17 protein-coding genes are annotated in these 19,503 nt (G+C 36.0%); 4 read left to right on the forward strand and 13 right to left on the reverse strand.

Annotated elements, in window-relative coordinates; genetic code table 11:
• Window positions 1–39 precede the first annotated feature (39 nt).
• The 6 genes from A3EM_RS0123125 to A3EM_RS0123155 all read right to left on the reverse strand — a co-directional run bounded on the left by A3EM_RS0123125 (window position 40) and on the right by A3EM_RS0123155 (window position 8,426).
• Window positions 40–2,913, reverse strand: coding sequence for a M16 family metallopeptidase (locus A3EM_RS0123125; protein WP_020530636.1), 2,874 nt, complete (start codon window positions 2,911–2,913; stop codon window positions 40–42).
• A 166-nt stretch (window positions 2,914–3,079) separates the two neighbouring features.
• A complete protein-coding gene (locus A3EM_RS0123135; protein ID WP_020530637.1) occupies window positions 3,080–4,882 on the reverse strand; it encodes a chloride channel protein in 1,803 nt (600 codons plus the stop codon).
• Between the two features lie 90 nt (window positions 4,883–4,972).
• Window positions 4,973–5,869 (reverse strand): type IX secretion system protein PorD, encoded by an 897-nt coding sequence (gene porD, locus A3EM_RS0123140; RefSeq protein WP_020530638.1) that lies wholly within the window; start codon window positions 5,867–5,869, stop codon window positions 4,973–4,975.
• Window positions 5,870–5,972: 103 nt separating this feature from the next.
• Window positions 5,973–7,193, reverse strand: coding sequence for a bifunctional phosphopantothenoylcysteine decarboxylase/phosphopantothenate--cysteine ligase CoaBC (gene coaBC, locus A3EM_RS0123145; RefSeq protein ID WP_020530639.1), 1,221 nt, complete (start codon window positions 7,191–7,193; stop codon window positions 5,973–5,975).
• Window positions 7,194–7,199: 6 nt separating this feature from the next.
• The gene (locus A3EM_RS0123150; protein WP_020530640.1) at window positions 7,200–7,541 is read right to left on the reverse strand and encodes a DNA-directed RNA polymerase subunit omega; all 342 of its coding nucleotides are present in this window, start codon (window positions 7,539–7,541) and stop codon (window positions 7,200–7,202) included.
• A gap of 84 nt (window positions 7,542–7,625) precedes the next feature.
• Window positions 7,626–8,426, reverse strand: coding sequence for an outer membrane protein assembly factor BamD (locus tag A3EM_RS0123155; protein ID WP_020530641.1), 801 nt, complete (start codon window positions 8,424–8,426; stop codon window positions 7,626–7,628).
• A gap of 318 nt (window positions 8,427–8,744) precedes the next feature.
• On the opposite strand from A3EM_RS0123155, the gene hutG reads away from it, so the two are divergent.
• The 3 genes from hutG (at window position 8,745) to A3EM_RS43425 (ending at window position 13,423) form a co-directional block, all read left to right on the forward strand.
• The gene (hutG, locus tag A3EM_RS0123160; RefSeq protein WP_020530642.1) at window positions 8,745–9,746 is read left to right on the forward strand and encodes a formimidoylglutamase; all 1,002 of its coding nucleotides are present in this window, start codon (window positions 8,745–8,747) and stop codon (window positions 9,744–9,746) included.
• Between the two features lie 269 nt (window positions 9,747–10,015).
• Window positions 10,016–11,764 (forward strand): LptF/LptG family permease, encoded by a 1,749-nt coding sequence (locus tag A3EM_RS43420; protein WP_020530643.1) that lies wholly within the window; start codon window positions 10,016–10,018, stop codon window positions 11,762–11,764.
• A gap of 264 nt (window positions 11,765–12,028) precedes the next feature.
• Complete coding sequence (locus A3EM_RS43425) at window positions 12,029–13,423, forward strand: LptF/LptG family permease (RefSeq protein WP_245576540.1); 1,395 nt, start codon at window positions 12,029–12,031, stop codon at window positions 13,421–13,423.
• 187 nt (window positions 13,424–13,610) lie between these two features.
• Here the strand turns inward: A3EM_RS43425 and A3EM_RS43430 are convergent, their stop codons facing one another.
• From A3EM_RS43430 to cyoE, 7 genes are all read right to left on the reverse strand, one after another.
• Window positions 13,611–13,895: a hypothetical protein gene (locus A3EM_RS43430; protein WP_044239487.1), complete on the reverse strand. Its 285-nt coding sequence runs from the start codon at window positions 13,893–13,895 to the stop codon at window positions 13,611–13,613.
• Window positions 13,896–13,952: 57 nt separating this feature from the next.
• Complete coding sequence (locus A3EM_RS0123180; protein WP_020530646.1) at window positions 13,953–14,501, reverse strand: DUF420 domain-containing protein; 549 nt, start codon at window positions 14,499–14,501, stop codon at window positions 13,953–13,955.
• Between the two features lie 20 nt (window positions 14,502–14,521).
• A complete protein-coding gene (locus A3EM_RS0123185) occupies window positions 14,522–15,154 on the reverse strand; it encodes a hypothetical protein (RefSeq protein WP_020530647.1) in 633 nt (210 codons plus the stop codon).
• 163 nt (window positions 15,155–15,317) lie between these two features.
• Window positions 15,318–15,650 carry a cytochrome C oxidase subunit IV family protein gene (locus A3EM_RS0123190; protein ID WP_020530648.1) on the reverse strand — a complete coding sequence of 111 codons (333 nt, stop codon included), beginning with the start codon at window positions 15,648–15,650 and terminating at the stop codon, window positions 15,318–15,320.
• 62 nt (window positions 15,651–15,712) lie between these two features.
• A complete protein-coding gene (locus A3EM_RS0123195; RefSeq protein WP_020530649.1) occupies window positions 15,713–16,462 on the reverse strand; it encodes a cytochrome c oxidase subunit 3 in 750 nt (249 codons plus the stop codon).
• Between the two features lie 175 nt (window positions 16,463–16,637).
• Window positions 16,638–17,225 carry a cytochrome c oxidase subunit 3 gene (locus A3EM_RS0123200; RefSeq protein WP_020530650.1) on the reverse strand — a complete coding sequence of 196 codons (588 nt, stop codon included), beginning with the start codon at window positions 17,223–17,225 and terminating at the stop codon, window positions 16,638–16,640.
• A gap of 11 nt (window positions 17,226–17,236) precedes the next feature.
• Window positions 17,237–18,139, reverse strand: a complete 903-nt coding sequence (cyoE, locus tag A3EM_RS0123205; RefSeq protein WP_020530651.1) for a heme o synthase — start codon at window positions 18,137–18,139, stop codon at window positions 17,237–17,239.
• A gap of 399 nt (window positions 18,140–18,538) precedes the next feature.
• On the opposite strand from cyoE, the gene A3EM_RS0123220 reads away from it, so the two are divergent.
• Complete coding sequence (locus tag A3EM_RS0123220) at window positions 18,539–19,483, forward strand: alpha/beta hydrolase (protein WP_020530653.1); 945 nt, start codon at window positions 18,539–18,541, stop codon at window positions 19,481–19,483.
• Window positions 19,484–19,503 lie beyond the last annotated feature (20 nt).

Genomic DNA, 19,503 nt, shown 5'->3' on the forward strand with positions numbered 1-19,503 from the left:
TTTATTATTAATTAAAAATTCAGATAAGAATGTTTCTAATTACTTATTTTCTTTTTCAATTACAGTGTCATCCTTTACTACTTCACCTTTCTCATTCAATTCGATAATATCGTAATTTAATTCTGCAAGTTTTTCTTTTAAGGAGGCTTTATCCCCCACTACCAAAATATTCATTTTTTCAAAAGGCAGATGTTTTTTAGCCAATTCATCAATCTCTTCTTTGGTGATATTATCAATAATTTTGTTTTGCTCCTTCACATAATCCTTATCCAGATCGTAGTGCACAATTCTCCTTAAAAAACTAGCTTTTTGGTAGGGTGCTTCATAACTTCTGGCATCCCTTTGTCCAATGGACTTTTTCATGAAATTTAGTTCATCTTCAGTAATGCCATTTTTCCCGTAATCGGTAATTTCCTTCATAAACTCATAAACAGCACTGTCTGTGGCTACAGCTTTTATACCTGCCAAAGCTGTAAATGGACCGGGCTCATCCTCAGCCTGGAAATAAGATCGTGCACCATATGTCCAGCCTTTGTCTTCCCTCAAATTCAGGTTAATCCGGCTATTAAAAGCTCCACCTAGTGGGTAGTTCATCAAATAGGTTTTAAAATATTCCCCTGTAGCATCATAAGGCATATCTGTCATATATCCAATCCTAATTTCGGATTGAGGTGCTTTGACTTTATCCACTAAAAATATTTTAGTTTTATCAACAGAAGATGCTTCAGTTGTTTCAGGGATTTCCACTTCCTTTTTCTCCCAATCTTTTAAAAATGACATTGCAGGCATGATTTCATCCTTTGTCACATCCCCCACAATGACCAACTCTGAAATATTTGGTGCATAATATTTAGCATAAAATGCTTTTACATCATCCAACGTAATATTCTCTACCGATTCTTCAATACCACTTGCCGGTACCGAATAAATATGTTCATCTCCATAAATGAGTCTTCTGTATACATTATTGGCAATCGAAGAGGGCTGTTTCTGGGATGCTTTTATACCTTCCAATTGCTGCTTTTTCACCTTATCAAAATCCTCTTCCACAAAGCCGGGAGACATTAGCGCTTCTTCCATTAATGCCACTGTTTCCTTCAAATTCTTTTTCAAAGTTCTTACTGAAACTGTAGTGTTGCTATTGCCAGCATAAAAATTAATACTGCTACCAAGTTTTTCAAGTGTAACAGACATTTCCTCAGCACTCCTTTTAGAAGTTGACTCTCCCAATAATGAAGCAGTTAAAGCGGCCAATCCGGATTTGGAGGGATCGTGGGCATCCAGCTTATGCCCGCCATTTATGGTCAGCTGTATGGCTACTGTGGGAATTTCATCACTTTTGGTTCCAATCACTTTTATGCCATTGGCAGTGGTTTCTTCCCAAAACTCGGGAACGCTTACCAATGGTGACTTTCCAGGTACAGGCCTGACACTTCTGTCAAATGCACTTTTTGTTTTATTATAAGTTAATCCCGAATAATCTGTAGTTGGGAAAGGATTTTCTCCTTCCTTTTGTGGAGTGAAATTATCTGGTTTTGCAGGCTCCTGTTCTTCGTTGGCAATCACACTACAATAAACAGCATGCTTTCCTTTGATATACTTATTAAATACCCGCATGACATCTTCCTTTGTCACATTTTGATATCTTTCAAGGTCTTCTTTAATGTAATTAGGATTTCCCCTAAACGTTTCAAAAGATGCCAATTGAGAAACCTTTCCGCTAACTGTGGCTAATCCGTTAATCGTACTGGATTCATATCCTGCTTTAAATTTTTCCAGATCTTCATCCTTTACTCCTTCTTTTTCAAATTCATCCAATATGGCTCTGATTTCTGTTTCAAACTCACTTAATGACTTTCCCGGATAAGGCAATACAAACATGGAGAATTCTCCTGCCAGTTCAGAAGCTGGGGAAAATGAACTTGCCTGAATAGCCTGCTGTGTTTTCACAAACTTTTTATAGAAATAAGAACCCTGACCAGCTCCTAAAATTCCTGATAGACAATCCAAAGGAGCTTCATCAGGATGAAACCTGGGTACTGTTGGATAGGTGATAATAAGGGCCGGGAAACGAATATTATTATCTACATATGAAACGTATCTGTCTTCTTCCAATACAGCAGGCTCCAGTTTCATATTCTCTACCTCAGGGCCTCTTGGAATCTCTCCAAAATATTTTTCAACGAGTTTCACTACCTCCTTGGGATTCACATCTCCTCCAATGGTTAAAGTGGCATTATTAGGACCATACCACCTCATGAAAAACTTTTTAAGGTCATTAACATCCACCCGGTCAAGATCTTCTAAAATTCCAATTGTTAACCACGAATACGGATGGCCAAATGGATACAATGCGCTTGCAGAAATTTCCGAATATCTTCCATAAGGTCGATTGTCATAATTTTGTTGTTTTTCGTTTTTTACCGTGGCTCTTTGCACCTCAAACTTTTTTTGTGTAACTGCATCAAGGAAAAAGCCCATTCGGTCCGATTCCAGCCAAAGCATAGTTTCCAGCTGGTTACTTGGTGCAGTTTCAAAATAATTCGTTCTGTCCCGATTGGTGGTCCCGTTAAGGGTTCCACCTGATTCTGATATAATTTTAAAGTGTTCCTCATCGGCCACATTATCAGAACCCTGAAACATCATGTGCTCAAAAAAGTGGGCAAATCCGGATTTGTTTAGTTCTTCTCTTGCGGATCCTACATGGTAGGTTACATCCACATGTACCAATGGATCGGAATGGTCTTCATGAATGACTAGGGTCAGTCCATTTTCAAGTTCATATTTTTCGTAGGGAATGACTACCTCATCTCCTTTTTTAGTTACTTTCTCAATTAATTTGGTTTGTGCGTTAGAAATTGTTGTAGCTAAAAAAAGCAGGATGGGAAGAGTTTGAAACAGTTTATTTTTCATAATGTTCAGGTTAAAAATTTATCTATCTTCTTTATCCAAAAAAATTACACATAATTAAGCAAATTAAAGCCTTTTATCAAATTAAATTTTATAAGTGGTTACACCAATCCCCAACTGGTTTTATTTAAAAATTAAAAATGGGGCTGAAGTCAGAAAGTGGGAAAATTTAACCTAATTCCCTGGTCTGCTTTCGCAACTGACTTCTGTAAATTGAAAAAATCTTTGACTTGGATAAAAAGCCTTCGTATCTCCCATTTTTGGCTACCGGCAAATTCCAGGCATTAGTTTTATCAAATTTGTCCATTACAACCTCCATGGAGTCGGAAATATCGATAATCGCAGGAGGTTTAGACATGAGCAGTTTGATTTGTTTTTCCTGATAGAGTTCCGATTTAAAAATTAATTTCCGGACATCATTTAATAGAATAATCCCCTTTAATTCCCGCTCTTCCCCCACTACAGGAAATATATTTCTGGTAGATCTGGCCACAGCTTCTACTAAATCGCCCAACATGCCATCTTCCTTTACGGTCACAAAATCCCGTTCGATTACTGCATTCATTCTGATATCCTGCAATACTGTTTTATCCTTATCATGAATTATATAATCTCCTTTTAGGGCTAATTGTTTGGTATAAAAAGAATGGGATTCAAAATAAATTTTGATGGCAAATGAAATTGCTGAAAGAAGCATAAGCGGAACCAGCAAATCATAGCCTCTGGTAATTTCAGCGATAAGGAAAATTTTGGTTAAGGGAGAATGAAGAATTCCACTACTTACTCCCGCCATACCTACCAGGGTAAAATTGGTTTCCGATAATAGAAGATCGGGGAAAAGTAAATTAAGTGCCCGGGCAAAAATAAACCCGGCCAGTCCTCCCATAAACATGGATGGGGCAAATACCCCTCCTATTCCTCCGGCAGCCCGGGTTAGACCTGTGGCAAATACTTTTAACAACATAGAAGCCAGAAGAAATCCTAACAAAATCCAGTCATTTCCATAAGAAAAACCGAAAAATGTACCATCAGTTAATCCATAAGCATCCCCCCGAATAATTTTGGCTAAAGCATAATATCCTTCACCGTACAAAATGGGAAAAAATAAAATCAAAACACCAAGAATTCCCCCTCCAATTAAAAGCCTCTGTTTTTTTTGCTTTATTTTCCCAATCTGATTTTCGACCAGATAAATCATTTTCATGAAATAAATAGAAAGAAACCCACAAATCACACCCAAAAGGATAAAGAATAACAATTCCCTGTTCTTCACAGGATCGATTTCAGTAAAATGAAACAGGACTTCTTCCCCCATTAGCAATTGGGAAACCATGGTGCCAACAACAGCCGAAATCAATAAAGGAATAATAAAAACTATATTCAGGTTGGCAATAATGACTTCCAGCACAAAAATTACCCCGGCTACCGGAGCATTGAAAATTGCGGAAATAGCAGCCGCAGAGCCACATCCAATAAGAATTGTGGTATGTCGGCTATTTAAATGAAAAAAACTTCCATAATAAGAACCCCAGGCCGAACCAGTTACCACCACCGGGCCCTCCAGCCCTACTGACCCTCCAAAGCCCACTGTCAACCCTCCTGTAATGGCCTGAATAAACCGGTTTATTTTTTTAATAAAAGAGGAATTCCTGCCGATAGAATAAAGCACATAAGGGATTCCTTTTTCCAGTTTGCCTTTAGCAAATATTTTAATTACTAAAACACTCAGGCTAATACCAATGATAGGCAGTATCACAATAATGAACCTGTCTACACCCTGGAATAAATCTCCCTCAAAAAATTCTTTTATGAAATAAACAAAGGACTTTAAAGCCACAACTATTACCCCAATTTCAATCCCAAGAAAAACACTTAAAATCAGGATAAACCGCTGGTCACTTACATGGCGAATACGCCATTTTAGGAAGGCAATAAACTTTTCATTAAAAAATTGGGCAATTTTAAGCCACATGATAAGCCTGGTAGATTTAGATTCGAACTTTAACTGGTGTCAAGGCACAATTTAAGTTCTCAAATTTAATGGCTATCGTGAATTATTTGCTTATTGCTTCAATATTTTCTTATAGTCACTGGAGTTTTGAGGATCCAGTCTGGTGAGTAATTCCACCGCTTTATCCTTATCATCCTGTTTGGCTGAGGAAAAAATATTGATTAATTCGGAGGCTTTTGCATCAAAAAAGGCATTAACCATTAAAGAGGAAGTAGTCGCTTTTCGGACTTTAGCAATTTTTTCGAGACAGTTCAGTATGGTCTTTCTGGCCTTATCTACATCCTCTTCATAAACATCCATGGCAAGCCTGTGGTATTCATAAATGGCTTGTCTGTAATCTTCAAATAGGGCACTATTTAGATTTTCACTTATCCAGTACCGGTTTCTGATATCTCCACTGGAAGTCCAGCCTGGTGCACCATTTTGTTCGGCAATTAAAGCCAGGTTCTGGGCCCTTTGAAAGAAGGGAGTCCCGCCCATTGGAGCAAAAGAATCGTAATCAGACCCTATAATAATAAAGGCATAAAAAGCCAGAAGAGCAGTCAATTCCGTGGCATAGGTATTTTCCGTGTAAATCAGCGGTTCGGAAGGCTGATAGGAAAAGGCCCAGCTGTTGTCAAATAGATTTAATAATGGAGATTCGTAATCAGTTCCATAAACTGGCCGTGAAGACTGAACCTGCACCGTGGCGGTAAAATTGGTAATAGATGAATTCTTTCCTAAAATCAACATCAGGTTACAATTGATTTTTTCATTTTCATCAAAAGTATCCTGAGTCCATTTGGTAGTATTCATAAAATTGGAAATTGCCTGTTCCAATCCCTGAAACATATCTGTTTGCTGAGTTTGAACTCTTTCGTAATTGAGAATTACATTACAATTTAATTCCTGAGCAGTGGAAATAGCCGGGATAAAAAATAATGAAAAAATAAAAATGAAATAACGCATAAGCACTATTACTACTTTTTAATAAAAAAATCTATTCATAAAGCCGGATGAACCTGAAATTTATGAAACCTTATTAATTTAATGATCTTTTTTGAGGTAAATTTTAGAGCACCCTAATATTCAATGCTTTTAATTTGGAAATAATCTCCTCACAAATGTCCCTTGCAACTTCAGATTTTTGCTTTAATTCAAATTTTTTCATTTCCCCATTTTGATCGATCATCGTAATCTGATTGGTATCATATCCAAATCCAGCTCCCTTATCATTTAAAGAATTTAGAATAACCAGGTCAAAATTCTTTGATTTCAGTTTGGATTTTGCGTTTTCAATTTCATCATTCGTTTCCAAAGCAAACCCAACAGATAGTTGATTGGACTTTTTTATTTTACCCAATTCTTTTGCAATATCCTTTGTTTTAGAAAGCTTAATATTCAGTGTGGCTGTGGATTTTTTAATTTTCACCTTAGATTTTTCCGCAGGCGTATAATCCGCCACAGCGGCACTAAAAATAGCCACATCTGAACTTGTAAAATACAGTAGGGCCTGTTCGTACATTTCCTGTGCAGTCTCCACTTTCACCAACCTGATATTATTATGAGGTAATTCCTGATGAGTTGGCCCACTTATTATAGTCACTTCGGCTCCAAGATCATTTAGCACACCGGCCAGAGCAAATCCCATTTTACCAGTAGAACCATTGCTGATATAGCGAACCGGGTCAATATATTCATAGGTCGGACCTGCCGTAATCATAATTTGCTTTCCTTGTAAAGGCAGGTCTTTCTGAAAAAACTGATCAATTTTTTGGAGAATATTTTCAGGTTCAGCCATTCTACCTTTCCCAACCAAACCGCTGGCCAATTCTCCACTTTCTGCATCAATGATATGGTGACCAAAATTGATTAGTTTTTCTATATTCTGCTGTGTGGCAGGGTGAGCATACATGTCCAAATCCATTGCCGGAGCAAGAAACACTGGACATCTGGCCGACAGGTAAACGGCCATCAACAAATTATCACAAATGCCATTGGCCATTTTGGCTATAGTATTGGCACTTGCCGGAGCAATGATCATTAAATCCGCCCAAATTCCCAGGTCAACGTGATTGTTCCATTGTCCTGAATCATCTTTCACAAAGTCGATTAAAACCGGATTTTCAGATAAAGTTGCTAAAGTGAGAGGGGTTATAAAAGAAGAAGCTGAAGTAGTCATTACAACTTTTACTTCAGCTCCCTGCTTTTTTAAAAGTCTTACCAAAAGTGCCGCTTTGTATGCAGCGATACTACCGGTAATTCCTAAAAGTATCTTTTTATTTTTAAGCATAAAAAATTAAAACTCGCCTAGATCCAACTGAGGCTCATCCTCTTCTTGCTGGTGATTTCCTCTTTTAAAGTAAACCTTTTGTTCTATAAACTCTTCAGTGGCAATTGTGGTAGCTTTAGGCATTCTTTCATAAAACTTAGAAATTTCAATTTGCTCCCGATTTTCAAAAACCTCCTCAAGATTATCAACAGTAGTAGCGAATTCTGCTAATTTGCTGTTTAATTCTTCTTTTAGCTTTGTGGAAATCTGTCTTGCTCTTTTTCCAATAATTACAACTGACTCATAGGTATTACCGGTTTCCTGGGTCATTGCCGGTACATCCCTGGTAATTAATGATGCGTTTGCCATTCTTCTTATTTAAATTTTTAAATTGATCTGCTAAGATAAAGATTTTATCTAAAAGTAACCTCTGATTAATAACAATTATTTCCCTTAAGGGTTCAAATCTCGTAATTCTCTCTGGGTATTCTTGAAATAGCTTTCGGCCATTTTAATATATTCAGAATTGGGATAGCGATCTACCAGATAATAATAATATTCCATAGCTTCTTCATATCGCTCCACTTTCATGGTGTAAATACTTGCTTTGGCATACTCATACTGGGCTTCCATTTTACGGAAAGAAATCTCTTCCTTAAGCTCAGAATCAGGAAAATCCTTTTGAAAATTATCACAGGCAATTACTGCAGCCTGATATCTCCTTAATCGATGGTATTGCTTCGCAATACTATAAGCCTTCTTCTCCAATAAACCTCTGAGTTCATTGATAATACTTGCTGCTTTATCCGAATAACTACTTTCGGGGAATCTGTTCATAAAATCCTGCATAGTCTCAATGGCTTTAGTAGTATTGGACTGATCCAGGTTATAATCAGGAGTAGCTTTATAATTGGAATAGGCATGCATATAAAGCGCTTCTTCCGCAAAGTCACTTCGCCTATAGGTATCATAGAATTGCTTAAAATAGTAAGCTGCTAAATCAAACTGATTTTGGTGAAACTGGCAATAAGAATAATAAAACTGCACATTTTCGGCCTCTGCCTTACCCGCCATATTGGGGAGTAAATCTTCAAATACCAAACCGGCCCGGTAATAATCTTCATTCTCGTAGAATTTTAAAGCGGCCTGATATTTTTCATTGATATCAGGATTTTTCAGCACCCTGGTTAAGGGACTACATGAGGCTAACCCTATTAGCCCAACAACAATTAATCTTAAAACATTTTTTTCCATGAGACTGCAAAGGTAATTCAGCTATTTAATTTTAACAACTAATTTCAGACTCTCCCAAAATCCCTTTGAGAATAATATATGGAGAGGATAATTAGCCTAAAATGAGTTCTATTGGTAGGAATGCAATTTGTATCAAACAGGATGCCTTTTAAGGAATGGAAACATTCTTGTAATAGGGATCAAAATCAATTTCCCCTTTTCTTACTTGTTCTTTTTACCCAATACTTCTTTATTTTTTCAACTTTACCTATAGATTTAAATTTTTCCTAAATTGAGCCCATTGTATTTATTTCAAACGCTCAAAATATAGGAAATGAAATGTACTTATATGCAAAACAAGTAAACTGGATAGGCAGAATTGATCATCCTGAGGATGTCCTCACATACAGATGGCATCAGGTCATTCAATATAAAGACCTTTCCCCTGAAGTCTTACAATCAGACAATTCGAATAATTCCGAAAAGGATATTCTATTTTTAGGGTTTTGCTGTGACGAAGGAGTTAAAAGGAATAATGGAAGACCAGGAGCAAGAAATGGTCCTGAGGCAATCCGCAAGCAATTAATGTCTTTACCCTTCCATTGGCCTGATAAAATTTCCATCCATGAAGGGGGAAATATCATGTGTGACCAGAATGAAATGGAAATTGCCCAGCAATTACTGGCCAATACACTCAAAAAAGCTTTAACTTCCAATTATTTCCCTATCGTATTGGGGGGAGGACATGAAATGGCCTGGGGAAGCTTTAAAGGCCTGTATTCTTTTTTAAAGTACCCTCAAAATATAGCACTACCCAAAATAGGAATCATTAATTTCGATGCACATTTCGATTTAAGAGATTTTTCCCAAACCACAAGTTCTGGCACCCCCTTTACACAAATTGGGAATTTATGTAAAAAGGAAAGTGTTCCTTTTAATTATTTGTGCCTTGGAATTCAAAAAATGGGAAATACCCAAAGACTTTTTGAAACTGCAAAACAACTTGAGGTTGACTATATTTTAGCTGATGATTTCCATATCAATAATTTCCAAACGGTAAAGCAGGTAATCGAAAAATTCATTCAAAAATGTGATATTTTATATGTAACAATTGATCTGGATGGTTTTCAGAACAGTATTGCCCCAGGGGTAAGTGCCCCCTCACCTTTAGGATTTGCTCCGGAAATGGTTCTGAATTGCCTTGAAGTAATTATTCAATCAGGGAAATTAAACCTGTTGGATTTAGCTGAATTAAACCCGGATTTTGATATTGATAACAAAACCGCAAAACTGGCTGCTGCTTTAACTTTTAAAATCATAGATCATCTGGCGGGAATTTAAGAAGGAAAATTTCACTTTTTACCAGCGAAAAACTATTTCAATTAGTTTTGGAGGAAAATAAGATAAATTAAACTCTTGCGTATTAAAGTTTGTTAAAAACTTTTAAAGTATTTTTGCCTCCGTTTATTTTGAAGTAATGTCCGGGAAATGTTCCTGGCGATTTTTTAAATGAGTGAGCATACTCATTTTCAGTGAATTGCAGCAAATTTGGGTAATATTTACTTTTGCTCAGGCAATTACTTTTTAAATTAAGAAGGAATTTGTAGCTAATGCTAAAGAAATTAGATAAACTTATTTTCAAGGTATTTTATGGTCCTTTTTTCCTGACCTTTGCCGTAGTGCTCTTTATTTTCCTTTCCCAAACAATGATTAAAAACTTTAAGCATTTTGTGGGAAAAGGTCTGGGATTTGAGGTTTATGCCGAACTGTTTTTCTATTTTGCACTGGTGCTTACACCGGTTGCCCTGCCGTTAGCGGTACTTTTAGCTTCACTAATGACTTTTGGAAGTTTGGGCGAACATTCCGAGCTAACCGCCATTAAAAGTGCAGGAATTTCTCTTCCAAGGATTTTAAGACCGGTTTCCATTTATATTGTTTTTGTAACTATTGCAGCTTTTTACTTTAATGATCAGGTAGCTCCCTATGCCAATTTAAAAGCCTATAGTCTGCTTTATGATGTTAAACAGAAAAAACCAACCCTTGAGTTTAAACCCAAAATTTTCTATTACGATCTTCCAGGTTACAGGATAAAAATTGACAGAAAACTACCTCCCAATGACGAATTGCTTGAAGGGATTATGATTTACAATCATACCGATAGAAAAGGGAATATTCAGGTAATTATGGCGGAAAGAGGGACCATGAAAATGGTGGGTAATTTTCTGGAACTCGATTTGGAAAATGGCAATATCTATTCAGAGGAATCGGCTAAGAAAAGGAAAATAAAGACCGATGAATATTTCCGGCAAACCTTTAAAACAGCACGGTTCAGGTTTAGTATGGATTCCTATGGTTTTAAGGAAACAAAAGAAGATTTCTTTAAAGGCCATAACCTGATGAAAACTACCTCACAGCTACTTTCGGAGCGGGATTCTGTCAATGACATGTATTGGAAGTATATGAATAATTTCCAAACCGCCATTTTCTCCTATTATTCTTATTGGGAGAAAGACGAAGACGGCAAAAATATTCATAGAATCCAACCCAAAGAAGAAGATCTGGAGAAAGATGAAGAGGGAAATGTGATTAAAGACAAGCCCAATGCTACACCGAAGCTAAATAAACCCAAGGATAAGGATGTCAAAAAACCCAACGACAAAAAACTCCTTAAACCCAAAAAACTTGAAAATAAAAAAATCCCTGCAGTAAAGGCCAATTATATAGCTGTAGCCGATTCTTCGAAGAATAAGCCAAATATCAAAAAGGCAAAAGAAACACCACCAATTGTCATTTCTCAGGCTGATAAAGAAAAGTATTTAAACAAGAAAACTACAGCACAACTGGTAGTAAGTGCAAAATCAAAAGCACAAAGTATTTTAAATGTTTTCAATACCAATTCGGAAAAAGATGAAAGGCAAAAGAAAATTATGAATGGATATCAGATTGATATTTACAGAAATTTCACTAAATCTTTTGCAGTTTTTGCCATGTTCCTGATTGGTGCTCCATTAGGCGCCATTATTAAAAAGGGAGGCCTGGGCGTTCCCGTTTTGATATCGATTGTCTTTTTCGTGATCTTTTATATTTCTACCATTATGGGAGAGAAATACGCAAAGGAAATGCTTCTGAGCCCACTAGTTGGTTGCTGGGCGGCTAACACTATTCTCCTTTGTTTTGGTTTGTTTTTCCTCAGGCAAGCCAGACGTGATGCCAGACTTTTCGATACAGATTTCTACTATGTGGTTTATACAAACCTTTCCGATAAGATTAAGTCTATGATCTCCAAAAAAGATGAGAATAAGGGATCTGGAGAGGTGAAAATCCCTCAAAAAGAATCGGATGCAAGTCTTGTAAATTAGTACAATTTTAGCCGCTAAAACTTTCCAAAAATGGTTCTCTTATTTTTAGAATTGGAGAACCATTTTTTATTTATAAGAAAGGAATATTCTATACTTTTATGAGATAACAAATTTTATATCCATTTAACACTACTTCTCTGTTTTTAACTTCTTCTTACTAAAGTCTGTTAAATACTACTTTGGCCTGAACATTTGCAGTTACCTTGTGGAAAATATTAATTCTGGATTAGGTGGCATATGTTTAAAACGTTAGACAAATTTCTATTGAAAAAATTCGCAGGTCCTTTCGTCCTTACCTTTGCGGTATTATTGTTTATTTTCCTTTCCCATTCCATGATCCTCAATTTTAAACACCTCATGGGAAAAGGACTGGGTTTTGAAATTTACCTGGAATTGTTCTTTTATTTCTCTTTGGTACTGACTCCCCTAACTTTACCCTTATCCGTTCTTTTAGCTTCTCTTATGGCCTTTGGAGGTTTAGGAGAACATGGAGAATTAAACGCTATAAAAAGTGCAGGAATTTCACTTCCAAGAATTCTGATGCCCATATCTCTTATCATCATTTCAATCACTGTGGCGGCCTTTTTTTTCAATGATCAAATTGCACCCTGGGCCAATTTAAAAACCTATAATCTCTTGTACGATGTGAGGCATAAAAAGCCAACACTGGAATTTAAACCCAATACTTTTTATTACGATTTACCCAGGTACCGAATTAAAGTAGAAAATAAATCCGGGCCTGGTAATGAAGTTCTGGAAGGAATCATGATCTATGATCATACCCAAAAAAAGGGCAATTCTCAATTGATTATGGCCAAACATGGCACCATGAAAATAACAGGTAATTTCCTTGAACTGATACTGGAAAGCGGAAATATTTATGCAGAAAAACCTGATCAACAACTAAACACTTCCGAATATTTCTGCCAGAATTTTGAAACTGCCAACTTTAGGTTTAGTCTGGATTCCTACGGATTTAAAGAAACACAAGAAGAACTTTTTAAATATAACAACAACACAAAAACAACTCGCAAACTTATTGCTGAAAAAGATTCTATAAGCATGGCCAATCAATCTTATAGCGCCAACTTAAAAGATTCAATTCTTCCTATTTTCGTATCAAAAGAAAAGAGGGAAGACAGCCATAAGCAGATTGCTTTCCAACAGCTCGGAAAAGCAAAAATTAATTCCCAAGTCAGGTTAAACAAATTAAATGAGTTTGTAGAAATTGATAAAAAACAGGTCCAGCTCCTCAACAACTATAAAATTGATATTTATAAAAAATTCACCAAATCAGTGGCTGTTTTTGTGATGTTTCTGATTGGAGCCCCCTTAGGAGCTATCATCAAAAAAGGAGGATTGGGACTGCCTGTACTCATTTCCATTATCTTTTTTGTCATCTTTTATATTTCTACCATTATTGGAGAAAAATATGCCAAAGAAATGATTCTGAGTCCTGAAACAGGATGCTGGCTGGGGAATGTAATCTTATTAGGTTTTGGGCTATTTTTCCTCCGACAAGCCAAAAGAGATGCCCGGCTTTTTGATACAGATTTTTATTTGGTGGTTTTCAGTAATTTTTGGGAGAAGGGGAAGATTGTTTTATCCAGCTTATCCAAGTGGCACAAGATTACAAAGAAAGGGAAATCTGCGACTTGAATTCAATGCAAGAATACCAATGGAAGTCTGAAATTAGGCAAATTATAGAAGATAATAGAATAAAAAATGAAGCAAAACTGGCATATGTGTGCCACTTTTACTTCATTTTTTTATTTAAAATGTAGTATTATTTAATCAATACAAAAATTTCCCAAACCTTGGGTTGAAATAAACACAGTGGTAATCTTCAACTCCCCAATTTAGCTTTCAGAATATTGGATATTTTATCTCTACTGGCACTTTCCTGTCGGCTTTTTTTGTACCAGGCGTAGCCTACAAACATGAGGATTAGATAAGGCATTACCATTAGATATAGAATCCCTGTGTTCAAACCTGCAGCAAAGGAATTTTCTCCTGCACTGACATTGTTCTCTACTCCTACTCTACACATGGCGCATTGGGCGAACAAATTAAAAGAACTACAATAAATAATTAAGAAAACCGGGATTACTTTTTTAATTAATTTACTCATTTTTTACCTCCTTTTTACTTCTACAAAAGAAAACAATTAAGGTCAATTTTTGATGAATCAGTATGGAAAATAGGGGCTAATCATAAGATAAACAATCACTCCAGTTATCGAAACATAGAGCCAGATAGGGAACGTGAACTTCACGATTTTCCTGTGCCTTTTAAAGTTTTCAGTCCAGGCAAAATAAAATGCAAGTAAAACAAATGGCACTACTACTGCAGCAAGAATAATATGGCTGATAAGCAGGGCAAAATAAACGGTTTTAATAAGCCCTTCCCCACCAAATGAGGTTGGTTCCGATGATGCATGATAAACCACATAAGATACTAAGAATATTGAACCTAGAATAAAGGAAATATTCATACATAGTTTATGCAGACTTTCATTTCTATTTTTGATAAAATACACCCCTAACACCAAAAATACGGCTGTGGCAGAATTAATCATTCCATTTAGGTGAGGGAGAAAATATACCCATGGTTTATCCACCACCAACATACCAGAAGGCTTAAACAACAATAAGGCGACTACCACCGGGATAGCCACCGATAATATTCCAATTAACCAATAATATTTTCCTTGAGAATTAGCTGATGAAATTTCCATTTTTTATACAATATATTCAATTACTTATATTCAAATTCCAATACTTGTAGTTCGGTAATCAGACGATCTATTTCCTCACGTTCATTTCCATTATAATAACCCCTGATTCTTTTCTGCTTATCCACCAATACAATATTTGCTTCTATGGCTTCGCCCTGACCCACTCCCACCAAACACTTGGATAACTGTTCCACATCTGGTTTTGTCAAAATATATAAGCCCCATGGAGAACTACTTTCCCGATTGAATGATTCCAGTTTTTGGGTATATATTTGACTTTCTTCATTTTGCTCATTACCATAAATTGTAAACAAGCTTATCTCCTCTTTGTTTGCAATTACTGACTGTACTCTTTCCAACTCATTCATTTGGGTCAAACCTTTTTTCAGGTCCGGGTTCTCAAGAATATGAAGAATTGAAATGTTACCCTCAAATTGATTATATGAAAATGATTGATCCTGATTTGAAGCAAAGGAAAAATCAGTTAATTGATAATTAGAATCTACTTCAGCAGTAACATTTTCACAATTTTCGCTCAAAACGGGAACCATCACTTCCAATTGGAAATGGTTTTTCCCTTGAAATTTTAAAAATAAAAAGAGGCAGGCCGGAATGATTAACATTAAAGCCAGAACAATATATTTTTTAAGCATAATTACCGGGACAAAAATAAATCAATAAAGGTGAAAAACACCTGTAAATCACCTCTGAATAAACCAAAATATATTGAAATGGTTTAGCTTAAGAACTTAAAAAAAATAGACTTGGGCAAAACTAATCACCCAAGTCTATTTCTATCCTAAAAAGACTAATCTTTTAAAAGAAACTGTTGAAAATTGCCGAACCTTCATTCATTAAAGCAATTACCAACCATACAATAAATACCAATGGAAGCACAATTGAATAAATCAATACCGGAACTTCATGTCCTAAGTGCATAAACTCTGATACAATGTAAAATGCTTTAACAATTGTAAGTACAAGGAACAGGATATTCAATAAAGTTCTATCAGAACCATCAGGCCAGATAAAAGCCAATGCAAATTCGATTGCTGTAACTACAGCAAGAATTAAAGCAACTCTTACTATTTTTCTGATATTTGCCTTTTTAATTTCCTCCTGTGAAAGAGATGGATCGTGTGAAGCCATAATTTAATTTATATAAAATCTATGTTCTAAATCTTTAAAAATTTTCTTGAGCAGTTTATCGATTAGATCAGGTAAAATAAGGTAAATACAAATACCCAAACCAAATCTACAAAGTGCCAGTATAAACCAACTTTTTCCACCATTTCATAATGTCCCCTTCTTTCATAAACTCCCATTACCACATTATAAAAAATCACAATATTAAGGATTACTCCACTGGTTACGTGCATACCGTGAAACCCTGTAATGAAGAAGAAGAAATCGGCAAACAATGGTGGTCCATATTGATTGGCATGCAAATTGGCTCCAAAGAACATGGTGCCATCACTTAGCTTAGTAGCTACATCAGTTCCACTGATAAAGTGAGACCATTCCCAAGCCTGGCAACCTAAAAATGTCATTCCACCAATAATGGTCCAGATCATCCACTTTTCTACTTCCTTTTGATCCATTCTGTTTCCGGCTTCTACAGCCAAAACCATTGTCACACTACTAAGGATAAGGATAAACGTCATGATACCCACAAAGATCAAAGGCATTTCTATACCATGAAAAAATGGCATGGCATTATAAACCTTTTCGGGTATGGGCCAGTGCTGATCTGAAAAATAAAATTCAGAATAAGGTTGGGTAAACTGCGGATGCATAAACCTAACCATCAAGTAGGAAATTAAAAGCGCAGAAAATGAAAATGCATCTGATAGTAGGAAAAACCACATCATTAATTTACCATAGCTCGCCTTCATTGGGGCATTTCCGCCACTCCATACGTTTTCCTTCGGATTCTTAACTACCGCTGTTGATGATGACATAAAGTGTAATTGTTTTTTAAATAATTTGTCTAATGTTTAATTAATTAAGTACCAACCTATCTTTAATATTGAGGATTTTCATCTCTCAATATCAAATAATTGTGGCAATTCAAAAGGTTTACATTTCTGTCCAACCTCCTAACTCATAAACTGCTAACGCAGCGCGAAAATACAATTATCTGTTCAATAGTAAAAAAACAAATAAATATATCCAAAGTACATCCAGAAAATGCCAGTAGGAAACACACATTTCCATGGTATTTAAATTCTTGGAATGTACCTTAAATTTATAAGTCTTTACCAGAACTACCAGTAAAAAAATTACCGCAGACACAATGTGCAGGCCATGCAACCCGGTAATCACATAAACAAATGATCCTGAAGGGTTTACTGTATCAGAAAAAAATGCACCCAGATCAACCATTTGTCCCCAGCCAAAAAATTGTAGTACTAAAAAAGCCACACCCAAAATGGCAGTGATACTCATAGCTGTTTTTAATACTTCTAAATTATCCTTTTTTGCTGAAATATATGCCCAATGCATGGTCACACTACTTAAAAGTATGGTAATGGTGCTGTAAGTAAATAATTCCGGTAATTCAAAAACATACCAGTTGCCTTCTGCCTGTCTTACTATGTAAGCACTGGTTAAGGCTGCAAATAACATCACTACACTCACCATAAACAACCATAAGCCAAATTTTTTGGCATTCATGGCAATAGGTTTTTTCACGTTTTCTATATTTTGAGTTCCGCTATTCATAACTAATTCGTTTAAATTTTATCAATCAAAAATGCAATCTGAATAATGGGAAGATAAAAAAAGGAGCCAAACATGATTTTTTTAGCGGCTTCCTTCGATCCCGATTTTAGAAGCTTGAATGCAAGAAAGATAAAAAACACCCCACTGATAATGGCGACCATCGCAGATACCATTCCGGTCATTCCGTATTGGGCGGGTAAAATTCCCAAGGGAATTAAAAACAGGGTGTATAAAAAAATCTGAAGTGCCGATTTGAAATTTTTACCTCCTGCAGAAGGCAACATTTTAAACCCGGCTTTATCGTAATCATCGAAACCAATCCAGGCAATAGACCAAAAATGAGGAAATTGCCAGATAAACTGAATACTAAAAATAATAAAAGCTTCTGTGGAAAATGATCCGGTGCAGGCTACCCAGCCTATAAGCGGAGGGAAAGCCCCTGGAAAAGCCCCTACAAAAACAGAAATGGGCGAAATTTGCTTTAATGGCGTATATACAAATGCATATAATATTAAAGAGAATAATGAAAGCCCTGCCACCAAAGGACTTACAAACCAGACTAATAAAGCACTTCCCAAAGCTGCAAGCACCATTGAATAAATGATGGCTTCAGAAACGGATAACCTTCCGGTGGGTAATGGACGATCTTTGGTACGGGCCATTAATTTATCCAAATCCTTTTCGATTATCTGGTTGATGGTATTGGCAGATCCAGTGATAAAAAAGCTACCTAATAGAAACATACCAAGCCTGGTCCAGTCAAATGCTCCCTGCTGAGCTAAACCATATCCAAACATTCCCGAAAACACCACAAGGGCCGAAAGCCTGAATTTCAATAATTGAAAATACTGTTTAGCTTTCCAACTTATTCCTTCAATTGCCAATTCCTTTATTTCTGAATTTTCTGTTATCATAAATGATGCTTTTTCGAAAGAGAATTTTAGCCAGCTTATGGATTAAAATCAAGGACGTTGATTTTGAACAATTTATGGTTTTTAATTTCAATTCAATCCAAAAAAAATGGTGGATAAAATATCACCTTCGTTGTGCAAAAATTTCCGCAAAGATAGTACTTATAGATTTTTATACCCAACAAAATTGCTTGTGACCTTACATTATTTTTAAATTAAAATTTCTCTCTAAAAATTAAGCTAATGATTATGTGGTTTCGATTATGGTAATAACACTTAAATCCAGTTTCTGTTTAGGATTAATATCTAATTTCAACCACTTACTTTTTTAAATTTTCAAAAATGAAATCTACCTGTAATTCTTTTGTTAATTTTCCAGCATAATCTGTAACATTGTCATTCATGAAAAAGAAAATCTTAATCATCATTACAGTTCTATTTATTTCCCTGAATTTTGTCGCTTACCAACACGCCTATCATTTTACCCATTTTTCTGATACTGTTCGCACGAAAACAAAAATCACTTCAGCAACACCATTCTCCACAAAACTAATGGTTCTTTTAAATGGCATTGAAAATCCCCGACCGGAAAATAAGGAACAACCAGTCAGACCATTCCAAACAATAGAAATAGCCAGTAATAATAAACTGGAAGCCTGGGTAATGGAATCAGATAAGCCTACCGGAACGGTTATTTTATTCCATGGATATACCGGACATAAATCGAAATTACTGGAGGAAGCTTATGCTTTTATGGATATGGGACTGAATACTGTAATGGTGGATTTTCCCGGATCTGGAGGTTCGGAAGGAAATACTACTGCTATTGGCTATCATGAAGCAGCGGATGTTTTAGCCAGTTTTCAAGCCGTTGAACAGTTATTTCCCAATCAACCCATTTATTTATATGGTGTTTCTATGGGTGCTGCCGCCATTTTAAGAGCAGAAGCTATTCACCAACTAAAACCTGCAGGTATCATTCTGGAATGCCCCTTTGCCAGCTTATTGGAAACCACCAAAAATCGTTTTAGAATCATGAAAGTTCCTACCTTCCCATTTTCCCAAATGCTGGTTTTCTGGGGAGGAACACAATTAGGTTTCTGGGGATTTTCCCACAACCCGGCCGATTATGCCAAATCGGTAGAAGTCCCCACCTTATTAATGTATGGACTGGAAGATGACAGGGTTTCCCTGGAAGCTACAAAATCTATTTATGGAAATCTTTCCGGGATAAAAAAATTGAGAACTTTCGAAGGTATTGGGCACAAACTTTATTATGAACAATACCCTGTAGAGTGGATGGGTGAAATTAGGGAATTCATAAAAGCATCTACAGCAATACAATAGGTTTTCTTTAAATCATTAAC

Origin of the sequence: Flexithrix dorotheae DSM 6795 (assembly GCF_000379765.1) — a bacterium.
Classification (GTDB): domain Bacteria; phylum Bacteroidota; class Bacteroidia; order Cytophagales; family Flammeovirgaceae; genus Flexithrix; species Flexithrix dorotheae.